The 13973-nt window shown below is 54.1% G+C and carries 14 protein-coding genes and 2 riboswitches; of the genes, 13 read left to right on the forward strand and 1 reads right to left on the reverse strand.

Annotation, left to right across the window (positions count from 1 at the left end):
• Position 1: 1 nt before the first annotated feature.
• The 11 genes from ubiH (at position 2) to moaE (ending at position 11273) form a co-directional block, all read left to right on the forward strand.
• Positions 2–1225 (forward strand): 2-octaprenyl-6-methoxyphenyl hydroxylase, encoded by a 1224-nt coding sequence (gene ubiH / locus AB8516_RS14635; protein WP_369161757.1) that lies wholly within the window; start codon positions 2–4, stop codon positions 1223–1225.
• Positions 1218–2435 carry a UbiH/UbiF/VisC/COQ6 family ubiquinone biosynthesis hydroxylase gene (locus tag AB8516_RS14640; protein ID WP_369161759.1) on the forward strand — a complete coding sequence of 406 codons (1218 nt, stop codon included), beginning with the start codon at positions 1218–1220 and terminating at the stop codon, positions 2433–2435. The genes ubiH and AB8516_RS14640 overlap by 8 nt, the downstream gene beginning before the upstream one ends.
• 197 nt (positions 2436–2632) lie before the next feature.
• A riboswitch (glycine riboswitch) is annotated at positions 2633–2721 on the forward strand.
• Positions 2722–2753: 32 nt separating this feature from the next.
• A riboswitch (glycine riboswitch) is annotated at positions 2754–2904 on the forward strand.
• Between the two features lie 55 nt (positions 2905–2959).
• Positions 2960–4051 carry a glycine cleavage system aminomethyltransferase GcvT gene (gene gcvT / locus AB8516_RS14645; protein ID WP_369161761.1) on the forward strand — a complete coding sequence of 364 codons (1092 nt, stop codon included), beginning with the start codon at positions 2960–2962 and terminating at the stop codon, positions 4049–4051.
• Between the two features lie 59 nt (positions 4052–4110).
• On the forward strand, positions 4111–4503 hold the full coding sequence (gcvH, locus tag AB8516_RS14650) for a glycine cleavage system protein GcvH (protein ID WP_108291289.1): 393 nt from the start codon (positions 4111–4113) through the stop codon (positions 4501–4503).
• Between the two features lie 80 nt (positions 4504–4583).
• The gene (gene gcvPA / locus AB8516_RS14655; protein WP_369161763.1) at positions 4584–5981 is read left to right on the forward strand and encodes an aminomethyl-transferring glycine dehydrogenase subunit GcvPA; all 1398 of its coding nucleotides are present in this window, start codon (positions 4584–4586) and stop codon (positions 5979–5981) included.
• Positions 5982–5991: 10 nt separating this feature from the next.
• Entirely contained in the window at positions 5992–7440 is a 1449-nt protein-coding gene (gcvPB, locus tag AB8516_RS14660) for an aminomethyl-transferring glycine dehydrogenase subunit GcvPB (protein WP_369161765.1), read from the forward strand.
• Positions 7441–7844: 404 nt separating this feature from the next.
• Complete coding sequence (locus AB8516_RS14665; RefSeq protein WP_108291283.1) at positions 7845–8780, forward strand: carbohydrate kinase family protein; 936 nt, start codon at positions 7845–7847, stop codon at positions 8778–8780.
• Between the two features lie 9 nt (positions 8781–8789).
• On the forward strand, positions 8790–9320 hold the full coding sequence (moaB, locus tag AB8516_RS14670) for a molybdenum cofactor biosynthesis protein B (protein ID WP_369161767.1): 531 nt from the start codon (positions 8790–8792) through the stop codon (positions 9318–9320).
• A gap of 1 nt (position 9321) precedes the next feature.
• Positions 9322–10560, forward strand: a complete 1239-nt coding sequence (gene glp, locus AB8516_RS14675) for a gephyrin-like molybdotransferase Glp (RefSeq protein ID WP_369161769.1) — start codon at positions 9322–9324, stop codon at positions 10558–10560.
• The gene (gene moaD / locus AB8516_RS14680) at positions 10557–10808 is read left to right on the forward strand and encodes a molybdopterin converting factor subunit 1 (RefSeq protein WP_108291277.1); all 252 of its coding nucleotides are present in this window, start codon (positions 10557–10559) and stop codon (positions 10806–10808) included. Before glp ends, moaD begins: the two co-directional genes overlap by 4 nt.
• 3 nt (positions 10809–10811) lie before the next feature.
• Complete coding sequence (moaE, locus tag AB8516_RS14685) at positions 10812–11273, forward strand: molybdopterin synthase catalytic subunit MoaE (protein WP_108291275.1); 462 nt, start codon at positions 10812–10814, stop codon at positions 11271–11273.
• Between the two features lie 379 nt (positions 11274–11652).
• Here the strand turns inward: moaE and AB8516_RS14690 are convergent, their stop codons facing one another.
• Positions 11653–12027 (reverse strand): helix-turn-helix domain-containing protein, encoded by a 375-nt coding sequence (locus tag AB8516_RS14690; RefSeq protein ID WP_369161772.1) that lies wholly within the window; start codon positions 12025–12027, stop codon positions 11653–11655.
• 240 nt (positions 12028–12267) lie between these two features.
• Here AB8516_RS14690 and lgt point away from each other — a divergent pair, with 240 nt between their 5' ends.
• Entirely contained in the window at positions 12268–13107 is an 840-nt protein-coding gene (gene lgt / locus AB8516_RS14695; RefSeq protein WP_369161774.1) for a prolipoprotein diacylglyceryl transferase, read from the forward strand.
• 61 nt (positions 13108–13168) lie between these two features.
• Positions 13169–13963 carry a thymidylate synthase gene (locus AB8516_RS14700; RefSeq protein ID WP_369161776.1) on the forward strand — a complete coding sequence of 265 codons (795 nt, stop codon included), beginning with the start codon at positions 13169–13171 and terminating at the stop codon, positions 13961–13963.
• The last annotated feature ends 10 nt before the right edge of the window (positions 13964–13973 follow it).

Genomic DNA, 13973 nt, shown 5'->3' on the forward strand with positions numbered 1-13973 from the left:
TATGGCAGATAGTTTTGATCTTCTGATCGTTGGTGGCGGTATGGTGGGCGCCAGTCTGGCGCATGCGGTCAGTGGGCAGGGATTGAGGATCGGTGTCATCGAAGCCTGGCCGTTCGACTCCTCGGCTCAGCCCAGTTTCGATGACAGAGTGCTTGCCCTCTCCTGGGGCAGCCGTATCATCTTACAGGCAATGGGTGTTTGGGATGACATTCAGGTCGCCGCCGAGCCGATATTGGATATCCATATCTCCGATCGCGGTCACTTTGGTTTTACCCGACTCAATCACCTGGATGAAGGAGTCGAGGCTTTGGGTTATGTGGTAACCGCTCGCGCACTGGGCCAGGCTTTATTACAGGATCTGGTGAATCATGACGCCATAAAAATGATCTGCCCGGCAAGACTGAAGAGTTTTGCAGTATCGGACAGAGATGTTGAAGTGCGCATCAGCCAGGATGATGGCGAGCAGGTTCTGAGCACGCGTCTGCTGGTTGCTGCAGACGGTGGTAATTCCCTGGTCAGGCAATTCCTGTCGATTCCCCTGAAAGAGAAGTCATACGGCCAGACCGCGATCATTGCCAATCTGCGTGCTGAACAAGCGCATCAAGGAATCGCTTATGAGCGATTCACCAATACCGGACCCCTGGCACTGCTGCCCATGCGTGATGATCGCCTTTCCATGGTGTGGACGGCAAAAGATGACCAGATTGCGGAACTGATGGCGTTGCGGGACGAAGCGTTTCTGCTCAGGTTGCAGGACCGTTTCGGTCATCGTCTCGGGCGTCTGTATGAATTGGGTAAACGGGTTGCTTATCCACTGAGTTTACGACAAGCGGTTGAGCAGGTCAGCTCCCGCGTGGCCCTGATCGGAAATGCCGCTCACGCGATTCATCCGGTAACGGGGCAGGGCTTAAATCTCGGTCTGCGAGACGTCGCCGTGCTGGCGGACCTGGTGTCCGATGCCGCGCAGAGGGGGCAGGATCCGGGTGATATCGAATTATTGAAGGAGTATGCAAATTGGCGCAAAAAGGATCAGAACAGTGTAGCCATGATCACCGATAGCCTGGCACGGTTTTTCGCTAATCCGTTCGGTCCGTTACGACTGGTTCGGAATCTGGGTATGGTGGGTCTTGATGTTGTTCCCAGTATGAAACACCTGGTGGCGCGTCAATTCATGGGATTGAACGGACGATTGCCAAGATTGGCGCGGGGGATATCACTTGATTAAAGATATGTACGATCTGATTGTCGTGGGCGGTGGCATGGTGGGGGCCGCATTGGCCTGTGCCCTCGCTGATGCCGGATTAAACATCTGCATCCTTGAAACGAGAGAGCCTCAACGCAGTTGGCCAAAGGATGAAGTCGATCTTCGCGTCTCTGCATTGACCCGTGCATCACAATGCATGCTTCAAAATCTAGGTGCCTGGCCGAGAATGGCTGAGATGCGTGTAAGCCCATACACCGATATGGAGGTATGGGATGCGGAGGGTAGCGGTCGAATTCATTTCAGCGCGTCTGAAATTGGAGAATCCGATCTGGGCCATATTGTGGAAAACCGCGTCACCCAGTTGGCGCTATGGGAAATACTGGAGACACTACCCAATGTCACTTTACGTCATCCTGCCGGTGTCGCGGAGTTACAGTTGGATCAACTTACGGGTGTCGTTATGCACGATGGTGAGCAATTGAGAGCTAAACTCATCGTGGCGGCAGACGGTCGTGATTCACAGTTGCGTGAGATGGCGGGTATCGACACAAAAGGGTGGGATTACAATCAACATGCCATTGTCGCTACGGTCAAACCATCACGCCATCATCAGCGGATGGCCAGACAGCGCTTCATGCCGCGAGGACCTCTCGCACTGCTTCCTATAGATGACGGGCGCTGCTCCATCGTATGGTCGACGTCACCGCAGCAGGCAGACGAATTGATGGCGCTCTCCGATGCATTGTTCTGTGATCAATTGACCCGTGCCAGTGAGGCTGTTCTGGGTGAGATAATCGATGTTGGACCACGCGGCCTCTTTCCGCTGCGTCTTGGGCATGCCCAAAGCTATTGTCTGCCCGGATTTGTCCTGGTGGGTGATGCGGCCCATGCGATGCACCCCTTGGCGGGACAGGGGGTCAATCTCGGATTCATGGATGCCATGACCCTCGCTGATGTAGTCATTGACGCCTATCGCACAGGTAGAGCAATTGGTTCTATCACCACATTGAGACGGTATGAGCGGGCGAGAAAGGGACCGAATATGGCCATGTTGGCCGCAATGGATGTCTTCAAACGCATTTTCAGCAACGACGTGATGCCGCTTAGACTGATTCGCAACCTCGGTCTGGATGTGGCGAATCGGTCCGGAGTTATCAAGCATCAGCTGATTCGTCGTGCCATGGGGATGAGTGGTGAACTGCCTTCCCTTGCCAGAGTCCGAATGCATTAGTGTAGGGCGCTACACCAGGACCTGTTAACACTTACCCATTAGTCGCTGCTACAACCCTGCAAATTAGGTCTGAACAGGCCCTGGGTGACAGCTGTCGAAGTTGCTTGCAAACCCTTGATCGGTGGTGAAACGGGACCGCCTATAAGGTTTTTCGCGATTGGCAAGCGGTTTGCGGCAAGGTATAGTCGTCATCTCGATCCACCCCCGTGGGAGAGGCCGGCCCAAGCCGGCGCCGAAGGCGCAATCCCGCCCGGAATCGCTCAGGCAAAAGGACCGTGGGGGGGAAGTCACCCTGTAAAGGTCAACCAACGGGGGATTTAGGTCGACTCTGGAGAGCGGTGTGACAACACCCACCGAAGGGGCAGGCGCTCTATAGTGCTGTTTGGACAGGCGGTAAATAGTGATTATCACCATGCCGAAACAAACAACAACGGCGCCAAACTCTCAGGTTTTGGACAGAGGGGCGGCGCGGATGGGTATTCATCCGCGCCGCCCCTTTTCACGTTTTGGACCTGGAGAAGGCAATGACTAAGCAGACTGTACTTTACGCTACGCACCAGGCAATGGGGGCCCGACTGGTTCCTTTCGGCGGTTGGGATATGCCTTTGCACTATGGTTCCCAATTGGAGGAGCATCATCAGGTGCGGCGTGACGCGGGTATGTTCGATGTATCGCATATGACGGTGGTCGATATCAAAGGCGATGGTGTTAATCCACTTTTACGCTATCTGTTGGCCAACGATGTGGATAAGCTGAAGCAAAAGGGCAAGGCCCTCTACACCTGTATGCTCAACGATACGGGTGGCGTGGTGGATGACCTTATCGTCTACTATCTGCATGACAGCTGGTATCGCCTGGTGGTGAATGCAGGCACCACGGAGAAGGACCTGGCATGGTTGGCGCAGAAATCCGAAACCTACGATGTGAACATCACACCCCGTCGCGATCTCGCCATGATCGCAGTACAGGGTCCCAATGCGCGATCAAAAGCGCTGCCACTGATGTCCGACATTCTGCGCCAGGCAGGCGCTGACCTGAAACCGTTCAATGCGGTTACCGATGGCGATTGGTTCCTGGCCCGAACCGGTTATACCGGTGAAGACGGTTTTGAGATCATGCTGCCAGGTGATCAGGCGGCACCCTTTTGGCGGCAATTGCACGATGCGGGTGTTGAGCCATGTGGGCTTGGTGCTCGGGACACACTGCGTCTGGAAGCAGGTATGAATCTATATGGCTCCGACATGGACGAGGAGACCTCGCCCCTGGAATCCGGGCTCGGTTGGACCATCGCCTGGGACCCGTCGGAACGCGATTTTGTCGGCAGATCAGTGCTGGAGCGACAGCGCAATGATCCGAATAGGCGGCGTTTCATCGGTTTGGTATTGACCGGACGTGGGGTACTGCGTAACCATTTGAAGCTGTACGATGCCGAGAGAGAGGTCGGTGAGATCACCTCCGGTGGATTTGCCCCAACATTGGAGCGATCCATTGCTTTTGCCCGGGTCCTGCCCGATATCGGTGAGACCTGCGAGGTTGAAATGCGTGGAAAACGGCTCAAGGCGCAAGTGGTCAAACCGCCCTTTGTACGCAACGGCAAGGCCGTCATCGACTTATAATCCGGAATGCAATTAACCTCGGGCTGAATCTGTAACTAATCTTCTTGAAGGTAAGAAATATGAGCAATACACCTACTGACAGACGCTACGCCAAATCCCACGAATGGATTAAAGATGAAGGCGATGGCAGTTATACCATCGGTATCACAGCCCATGCACAAGAACTGCTGGGTGATCTTGTTTTTGTCGATCTGCCTGAAGTGGGTTCCCAGGTCGAGGCCGGTGGTGACTGCGCGGTCGTTGAATCGGTTAAGGCCGCTTCCGATGTCTATAGTCCGGTAACGGGCGAGGTCATCGCTATCAATGAAGCCCTCGATGGGGCACCTGAAACCATCAATGAAGATGCCTACGGTAGCGGTTGGATGTTCAAGGTGAAAGTAACGGACACTGGCAGTATGGATGAGCTTCTCGATGCCGATGGTTATGATGCGGTGATCGCCGAAGAGGAATGATACAGGGTTTGTATCGATTATCCCTGCTGCGAGTCGTGGACTCGCCGGCATATTGAGATATGTTTTAAGACGAGACAGCTATGCCATTCATCCCCCACACAGAAGAAGATATTCAAGAGATGCTGACTGCCATCGGGGTCGAGCATATCGAGGCGTTGTTTGATGAGATACCCAAGGAATTGCGCTGCGGAGAACTAAACACGATACCAGCAGGAATATCGGAAATGGAACTCTCCAGGCTGATGCAGGCGCGGGCCCGTACCGATGGACAGCCCCTCTGTTTCATTGGGGCGGGTGCCTACGATCACCACATACCGGCGGCGGTCTGGGAGTTGACTACCCGGGGTGAGTTCTATACCGCCTATACGCCTTATCAGGCTGAGGCGAGCCAGGGGACCCTGCAACTGCTGTATGAATATCAGTCGATGATGACGGCAATAACCGGTATGGATGTCTCAAATGCATCGCTCTATGATGGTGCTTCAGCTCTGGCTGAAGCGGTTTTAATGGCAGTCAGAGCGAATCGCAAATCAAAGTCAAAACGCATTCTTATCCCTCACAACCTGCATCCAGCCTATCGCAAGGTGACCCATACGATAGTACGAAACCAGCAGATCGAGTTGGTTGAGGTGGCATATGACAGTGAGAGTGGCGAAATCGACAAGCAGGAACTGGAGCGCTATAGCGGTGAGGACTATGCCGCGTTGGTTATCCCGCAACCTAACTTCTTCGGTGTGCTGGAGGCGGTCGACGAGTTGACGGATTGGGCGCACGCAAACGGTATGTTGGCGATCGCAGTGGTTAATCCGCTCGCTATGACGGTTTTGAAACCGGCTGGAGAGTGGGGCGAGCAGGGCGCGGATATCTGTTGTGGAGAGGGACAGCCGCTGGGAGCGCCATTGGCTTCCGGGGGACCCTATTTCGGGTTCCTCTGCTGCACGCAAAAACTGGTACGTCAGATGCCTGGCCGTATTATCGGTAAGACAGTGGATATGGATGGAAAACCCGGCTTTGCCCTCACACTGCAGGCGAGGGAGCAGCATATCCGGCGTTCAAAGGCGACTTCCAACATCTGTACCAACCAGGGCTTGATGGTAACCGCCGCCACCATCCACATGACCCTCATGGGTAGCGAGGGTCTGCAGCGCGTGGCGGGCGCGAGCCATGCCAATACCGATAAACTGACCCAGGCGCTGACATCACTGCACGGTGTCGAGAGCGTGTTCAATGGCGCGGTCTTTCATGAACGAGTGGTGCGTCTGCCGATTGCCGCAAAGAAGGTACTGCGCGCGCTGGCGGCACATAATGTACTAGGTGGATTTGACCTCGGTGATGATTATCCCGAGTTGGGCGATGCGATTTTGGTATGCGCTACTGAGTTAAGAACCGACAGTGATTTGGAAAACTATCGGAGCAAATTGGAGCGGGTGATCGCATCCCAGGTGGAGACCCCCTGTCAGTTGAAACCCGATTGGTAATGGTGGCGATATGATATACGAACATTCACGAAAGGGGCGCCGAGCGACAGCGCAGGCACCGCGGGAGCAGGCTGAGCTGTCAGGTATCCCGTCGGCATTGCGGCGTGAAACTCAACCACGCCTGCCGGAAGTTTCCGAGATGCAGGCGGTACGCCATTTTACCCGTCTGTCACAGAAGAATTTCTCAATCGATACCCATTTCTATCCGTTGGGTTCATGCACCATGAAATACAATCCACGGGCCTGCAATACCTTGGCAAGCCTGCCCGGGCTGATCGGCAGACACCCCTTGGCGCCCGCGACGCACAGTCAGGGTTTCATGGCCTGTCTCTATGAGCTGCAGGAGATACTCAAAACTGTAACCGGTATGCACGCGGTCTCCCTGACTCCTGCCGCAGGTGCTCAAGGCGAGTTTGCCGGTGTTGCAATGATTCGTGCGTACCATGATGCCAGAGGCGATACGCAGCGCAGCGAGATATTGGTGCCGGATGCGGCCCATGGCACCAATCCGGCCTCGGCTGTGATGTGTGGTTATAAGACCAGGGAGATACCCACCGGAGCCGACGGGGATATCGATGTGGATGCGTTGAAGTCGGCGCTGGGTCCCCAGACCGCCGGTATAATGTTGACCAATCCATCCACCGTGGGTGTATTCGAGCGGCGTATCAAGGAGATTGCCGAGCTGGTACATGCCGCGGGTGGTCTGCTCTATTACGATGGCGCCAACCTGAATGCAATTCTGGGCAAGGTCAGGCCGGGTGATATGGGATTCGACGTCATTCACATGAATCTGCACAAGACCTTTTCCACACCGCATGGCGGAGGTGGTCCGGGTGCGGGTCCGGTGGGGGTCAGTCAACGTCTCGAACCCTACCTGCCGGTACCTATGGTCGATTTGGACGGCGGTGACTACCGCTGGCTGACGGAAAAGGACAGACCCGCATCCATAGGCCGTCTTTCCGCATTCGCCGGAAATGCCGGGGTGTTACTGCGTGCCTATGTCTATGCCCGCCTGTTGGGACGCGAAGGGATGCACCGGGTTGCGGAGTTTTCCACACTCAACGCCAACTATCTGCTCAAGCGTTTAATGGAGGCTGGCTTCGATGCCGCCTACCCCGAACGTCGCGCCAGTCATGAATTCATTCTTACCCTGAAGCGGCAAGCCAAGGAGTTGGGAGTCAATACCATGGATTTCGCCAAACGCATGCTTGACTATGGCGTGCATGCTCCAACCACCTATTTTCCCTTGTTGGTTCCGGAGTGTCTGTTGGTGGAACCCACAGAGAGCGAAGCGAAGGAGGAGCTTGATAATTTCGTTGAAATCATGACGAGTATCAAGCAGGAGGCTGAAACTCAACCCGAGCTTGTCATACAAGCGCCCCACAGCATGCCGGTAAGGCGGCTCGACGACGTGCGTGCTGCGCGGGAACTCGACCTCGCCTGGAGAGGAGATGAGTAGCTGTTGTCTGCCGGGCTTTTAGTCCGCAAATGAACACAGACTAATGCAAATGATTCTGTGTGTTTTATTAGTCCGCCAATGAACGCAAATAAACGCGAATCCAGATAGATAATCCTCGTTCCCACGCTCCTGCGTGGGAATGCCTACATCAGGTTGGGTGGTCTGGCTGAGGGATTCGACATGGTATGCATTCCCACGCGGAGCGTGGGAACGAGAATACGCAAATAAACGCGAATCCAGATAGATTCAAGCTTGAGTAATCTATTTACGGACAGGTATTGGGGAGCTGAGAGGTCTTCTGTCCTGGATAAATTACTGTTGTGGTGTGTAAGGTTAAAAATACCGCTTTGCATCCACGTTTCAACAATTTTTTTATACTTAACCGATATCGGCAAGGAGTAATCATGTCGGCCTTGATCTGTGGTTCTTTCGCCTTTGATACCATTATGGTCTTTCATGACCATTTCAAGCATCATATCCTGCCGGAACAGGTGCATATCCTGAATGTCTCCTTTCTGGTGCCCGACATGCGAAGGGAGTTTGGAGGATGTGCCGGAAATATTGCCTACAATCTGAAGATGCTCGGTGGCGAGGGTAAACCTGCGGGTACCGTGGGTGACGATTTCGCCCCTTATGCAAAATGGATGGATGAGTGTGGTATCAGCCGCGAGCAGGTGTTGGAAGTCCCCGGTAACTATACTGCACAGGCCTATATCACCACAGACAAGGATGATAACCAGATTACCGCCTTTCATCCGGGAGCGATGAACCAGGCCCACCAAATAGATGTCTCAACGATCGATGGTTGTACGCTGGGCATGGTATCGCCGGATGGCCGGCAGGGTATGATTGAACATGCCGCGCAATTTGCCGAGAAAGGCGTGCCGTTTATATTTGACCCCGGTCAAGGCATGCCCATGTTCGACGGCGATAGTCTGATGACCTTCACCGAACAGGCCAGTTGGCTCGCCTTCAACGATTATGAAGCGATGTTGATGCAGGAGCGTACCGGAAAAAGCCTGAAACAACTGGCGCAGATGGTGCAGGCGATTATCGTAACCCGTGGCGGGGAAGGCTCTGAAATCATCACCAGGGATAAGGTCTTTTCTATCCCTGCCGCACCGGTGAAAGCGGTGGTTGATCCAACCGGCTGTGGCGATGCTTACCGTGCTGGCGTGTTGTACGGGCTGATGAATGAGATGGACTGGGAGACGACCGGCCGAATCGCTGCATTGATGGGCGCGATCAAGGTCGAGCAGGCGGGTACACAGAATCATTATGTATCGCCGGATGAGATTGGCCATCGCTTCGAAAAGGCCTTTGATTATAAGTTTAAATAGAGAAAAGCTATGTCCGGACATTTTACAGAGAGCGATTTCGTACCCCTTAATCTTGCAATACTGACAGTATCGGACAGCCGTACTGAAGAGACTGACAAGTCAGGTCGGACCCTAAGGGAAAGGGCCTTGGATACAGGCCACCAGGTGGTTGACAAGCGTATCGTGCCAGACGATGTTTATCAGATGCGCGCGGTGGTTTCAGCCTGGATAGCTGACTCGAATGTGCATGTGATCATATCCACCGGGGGTACCGGTATTACCGGGCGAGACAGCACCCCGGAAGCACTGCAGCCGCTGTTTGATAAATCCATCGAGGGTTTCGGTGAGCTCTATCGCGCAATCTCCCTGGAGGAGATCGGCAGCTCCTCGATGCAGTCCAGGGCGATTGCCGGCCTGGCCAACGGCACACTGATATTTTGCCTGCCCGGATCCACCGGGGCTTGCCGCACAGGGTGGGAAAAAATCTTGAAATCCCAGCTTGATATACGTACCCGGCCTTGTAATTTCGCACAAATGTTTCCCCGCCTGTTGGAGAGTTAAGATGGGTGATTGCGATAGCCATCAAGCTCAGCTGAAACCGGTCGATGAGGCGCTGGCCTTCCTGCTCGATCAGGTCAAACCCATTACGCAACATGAGACACTGGCCCTGGATGAGTCTTTGGGGCGTGTACTGGCGGCGCCGGTTAAAAGTCAGGTCGACGTTCCACCCTGGGATAACAGCGCCATGGACGGTTTTGCAGTCAACAGCAATGATCTCCAAAGTGATGATGTCAGGCTGCATGTCGCTCAACGCATACCCGCCGGATCGGTGGGGACGTCACTCGAGACTGGGACTGCGGCGCGCATATTTACCGGTGCGCCGGTGCCTGAGAACGCCGATGCCGTGGTCATACAGGAGGTTTGCAGGATCGATGGCGAAGAGGTCGTGATCATGGAAAGTCCTGCTATAGGCGCCAATATCCGCAAAGCTGGAGAGGATATTCTGCAGGGCGAGGAGATATTGCCGGCGGGTACCAGGCTTGACCCACAGCACCTGGGATTGGCCGCTTCGGTGGGGGTGGCAGAGTTGACGGTATTTCGTCGGCTGAAAGTGGCGGTTTTTTCCAGTGGTGATGAGCTGGTGATGCCTGGAGAAGAGTTGAAGGCCGGGCAGATTTACAACTCCAACCAATTTACCTTGAGCGGTATGTTACAACGATTGGGTTGTGAAGTGATTCAGCTTGGGATTGTGGAAGATACATTCGAGGCGACATGCGATGCCCTCTCCCGTGCCGCCGAGGAGGCTGACCTGGTATTGGCGTCGGGTGGCGTTTCCGTGGGGGAGGAGGATCATGTCAAGCCCGCGGTGGAGCGGCTGGGCTCGCTGGAACTCTGGAAAATCGCCTCCCGTCCGGGCAAACCACTGGCATTCGGTTATATCGGGGAGACACCTTTTATGGGTGCGCCGGGGAATCCGGTGTCGCTGTTTGTCACCTTCTCCCTCTTCGCCAGGCCGTTCATTCTGCGCATGCAGGGACTATCCGGTGAGGTCCGTCCCAAACCTGTCAGTGTCATTGCCGGATTCGAGAAGGCCGCCACCGACAAGCGTCAGGAGTACGCCCGCGGACGTCTGGAGCTGAACGGGCAAGGGCAGGCGGTCGTCAAACTCTACCCCAATCGCTCGTCCGGTGTATTAAGCTCCGTAGTGTGGGCAAACGGACTTGCAGTATTGCCACCGCTTACCGCCATTAAGCCAGGTGATCCTGTGGATTTCATACCCTACAATGAGTTGATGACATGATTCAGATCCTCTTTTTTGCCCGATTCCGCGAGGAACTCGGTGTTGCGACCGAACAATTCGAGTTGGACGGCCTATCCTCCATTGGCGATCTTCTTGAGGCCTTGTGCGGACGCGGAGATGTGTGGGCCCGACTCTTTGCCGAGGATCAAAGGGTAATGATGGCAGTCAACCAAGAGCTGGCCGACAGAAATACACCCCTGAAGTCCGGTGACGAGGTTGCCTTCTTTCCGCCTGTGACCGGAGGTTGAAGGTTGAATAGCGTATCCATACAGGCTGACCCACTCGATCCCAATCATGAGGTGGACCTGTTATGCGGTAATGATCCCTCCATCGGTGCAGTCGTGACATTTATTGGCCTGATGCGAGACATCAACGAGGGTGACAGGGTGGAAGGGTTATACCTCGAACACTATCCGGGTATGACAGAACGTGCCCTGCAAAAGATTGTGGATGAGGCAAACAGCCGCTGGGAGATCCAGCATTGCCGCGTGGTTCACCGTGTAGGCGCCTTGTCGCCCACCGAGCCCATCGTACTGGTAGCGGTGGCGAGCCGCCATCGCAAAGAGGCCTTCCTGGCCTGTGAATTCATTATCGACTATCTAAAAACCAAGGCGCCGTTCTGGAAAAAGGAGACCACAGCGGAGGGAGAGCGTTGGGTGGATGCAAGAGAGAGTGACGATACGGCTACCCTGCAGTGGCAAAAAGGCGACTAAACAGAGGCTTGAACAAACAACAATTCCAGTCAGATCATCAAAAGCTATTGAATTGGCCGCATATAGGCACGAATCACAGCAAACTATGGCAAATGGCATGACAATGTACCTGTCCACCACATAGTACACTACCTAGCCAAAGCGCTCGTTTAGCATAACATTGAAGACCCCTGCTCACGTTAACAACAGTTTGCCTTTATCTGCGGTGATTCGCGTCCATTCGCGGCTTGTCTTTCCGCGGTTTTCCGCATGATAAAAAAGGAAGTAATAAGAAGGAAAAAGGCGAGTCTGAGTAGAACTGATCGTATGCTTGTAGGTAACTCGGTTGATGGGGGATTATCAACCGGGATGCGCGGGTGCATCCCGGTTCGAAGTTGAGCTACTTCTTGTTTGAGTGGAGCAGAACCTGTTCGAAGATATTTCTTTTGATGCGGCTGCGAATAGGCTCGGGTAGATTGTGCCATGCCTTGGCAACTTCGACCGCTTCATCGTCCATCACTGTGGTTGAGGATTCACCGAACATCAGCCATGCGGGATTAACGTCCAGAACCTGTGCGATCTCATCGATCTTTCTGGGACGAAGGCTCTTGCCATTCTCGATTTTCTGTATCACGGCCTGGTTGGTTCCGGCGCGGAGCGCCAACTCCTCCTGGGTCCAACCTCTTTCCCGTCTTTTCCTGCGTAGTCGAGAGCCTAAAGTATCCATTTCCCGCGGTATGTATGTTTCAAATTTTTGTGCGTGTACGTAGCTCATGGTCCTTCCCGTTAAGATGCCGATGTGGGTTTGCATCACCTGTACGTGGTAGCGGCGTAGCGTTCAAAAACTTGACACTTTGAAGAAGTCCGTCATGACGCTTGCGAAATAAATTCCAGTACATCGGGAAAATGTGACCAAATTCACAGTATCCTAACACGTTATATGTGCCATGAAATTGAGGATTTACGATTTCCCGGCACATTGGCGAACGCCATTCCTGTGATACCATGCACCCCCATGATCACATATCCAGTTATCGATTCCACCCTGGTAACCCTGGGGCCGGTGAGTATCCACTGGTATGGAATGATGTACGTCATCGGCTTTCTCGGAGGCTGGTGGCTGGGTCGCCGCCGGGTGGGAAGGCCGGGTATGATATGGGACGCCGATCAGGTCGACGATATGGTCTTCTATATCGTCCTCGGTGTGGTTCTGGGGGGGCGTATAGGATATATCCTTTTTTACAACCTCAGCGGATTTCTCGCAGATCCCATGATCCTGATAAAGGTATGGAGCGGTGGGATGTCATTTCACGGTGGCCTGTTGGGTGTGTTGCTGGCAATGTGGTACTTTGCCCATAAACATGGCCGCACGTTTTTTGAGGCGACCGACTTCATCGCGCCTTTGGTCACCATCGGTTTGGGGGCCGGCCGGATCGGTAATTTCATCAATGCGGAGCTGTGGGGCGGCGTCACTGACCTGCCCTGGGGAATGCGTGTTCCCTGTGGCGTGGCGGAAGGGCTCTGTACGCGGCTAGGATTGCCCTTGGATGCGGAGTACTCGCTCCCTGTCCACCCCAGTCAACTGTATGAAGCCTTCCTGGAGGGATTGGGGCTATTCCTGATCCTGTGGATCTTCTCGGCCAGAGCAAGGCCGAGAATGGCGGTTTCCGGGCTGTTTTTGCTCTGTTATGGGATATTTCGATTTATGGTCGAATTCGTTCGCATGCCCGACCAGCACATCGGATATCTCGCATTTGACTGGTTGACCATGGGGCAGCTTCTGACGCTGCCGATGATGATGTTTGGTGCCTTGCTGTTCTACCTGGCCTACAGGCCGAAGAACAGCCATGGCTAGCTTTTTTCCAGCAGGATATTGAGATGAGATTTGTTTTTGTAACTCACCGGGAAGCGTCGGCATGAAACAGTATCACGATCTGATGCGCCATGTACGCGATCACGGTGTCGACAAAGAGGATAGGACAGGTACGGGAACCCGGAGTGTATTCGGTTATCAGATGCGCTTCGATCTGGATGACGGATTCCCGCTATTGACCACCAAACGCCTCCATCTACGTTCCATAATTCATGAGCTGCTGTGGTTTTTGCAAGGCGACACCAATATCCGTTATCTGCAGGAGAACGGCGTAACCATCTGGGATGAGTGGGCGGATGAAAATGGTGATCTGGGCCCTGTATACGGCTATCAATGGCGTTCCTGGCCGGCACCGGACGGGGGACATATCGACCAGATCAGTCAATTGATCGGGCAGATAAGAAAAAACCCAGACTCGAGACGCCTGGTTGTCTCAGCCTGGAACCCCGCACAGGTGGAACATATGGCCCTGCCTCCCTGCCACTGCCTTTTTCAGTTCTATGTGACCGAGGGCAGGCTCTCCTGCCAGCTCTATCAGCGCAGTGCCGATATCTTTTTAGGTGTGCCGTTCAATATCGCTTCCTATGCACTGCTGACCATGATGGTGGCCCAGGTGACCGGATTGCAGCCAGGTGAGTTTGTGCATACCTTCGGTGATGCCCATCTCTACAGCAACCACCTGGAACAGGTCGATCTCCAACTCAGCCGTGAACCCCGGAAACTGCCGAAAATGAAAATAAACCCGGCGGTGAAGTCGATTTTCGATTTCCGTTTCGAGGATTTCGAGCTGGTTGACTACGATCCCCACCCCCATATCAAGGCGCCCGTGGCGATATAGTGAGTAGTCT

The sequence above is a fragment of the Candidatus Thiodiazotropha sp. LNASS1 genome (assembly GCF_964212655.1).
Lineage (GTDB): Bacteria > Pseudomonadota > Gammaproteobacteria > Chromatiales > Chromatiaceae > Thiodiazotropha.

Coding starts and splice junctions, on each gene's coding strand:
- ubiH (WP_369161757.1), top strand. CDS start 2: ATGGCAGATAGTTTTGATCTTCTGATCGTTGGTGGCGGTATGGTGGGC.
- gcvT (WP_369161761.1), top strand. CDS start 2,960: ATGACTAAGCAGACTGTACTTTACGCTACGCACCAGGCAATGGGGGCC.
- gcvH (WP_108291289.1), top strand. CDS start 4,111: ATGAGCAATACACCTACTGACAGACGCTACGCCAAATCCCACGAATGG.
- gcvPA (WP_369161763.1), top strand. CDS start 4,584: ATGCCATTCATCCCCCACACAGAAGAAGATATTCAAGAGATGCTGACT.
- gcvPB (WP_369161765.1), top strand. CDS start 5,992: ATGATATACGAACATTCACGAAAGGGGCGCCGAGCGACAGCGCAGGCA.
- AB8516_RS14665 (WP_108291283.1), top strand. CDS start 7,845: ATGTCGGCCTTGATCTGTGGTTCTTTCGCCTTTGATACCATTATGGTC.
- moaB (WP_369161767.1), top strand. CDS start 8,790: ATGTCCGGACATTTTACAGAGAGCGATTTCGTACCCCTTAATCTTGCA.
- glp (WP_369161769.1), top strand. CDS start 9,322: ATGGGTGATTGCGATAGCCATCAAGCTCAGCTGAAACCGGTCGATGAG.
- moaD (WP_108291277.1), top strand. CDS start 10,557: ATGATTCAGATCCTCTTTTTTGCCCGATTCCGCGAGGAACTCGGTGTT.
- AB8516_RS14690 (WP_369161772.1), bottom strand. CDS start 12,027: ATGAGCTACGTACACGCACAAAAATTTGAAACATACATACCGCGGGAA.
- lgt (WP_369161774.1), top strand. CDS start 12,268: ATGATCACATATCCAGTTATCGATTCCACCCTGGTAACCCTGGGGCCG.
- AB8516_RS14700 (WP_369161776.1), top strand. CDS start 13,169: ATGAAACAGTATCACGATCTGATGCGCCATGTACGCGATCACGGTGTC.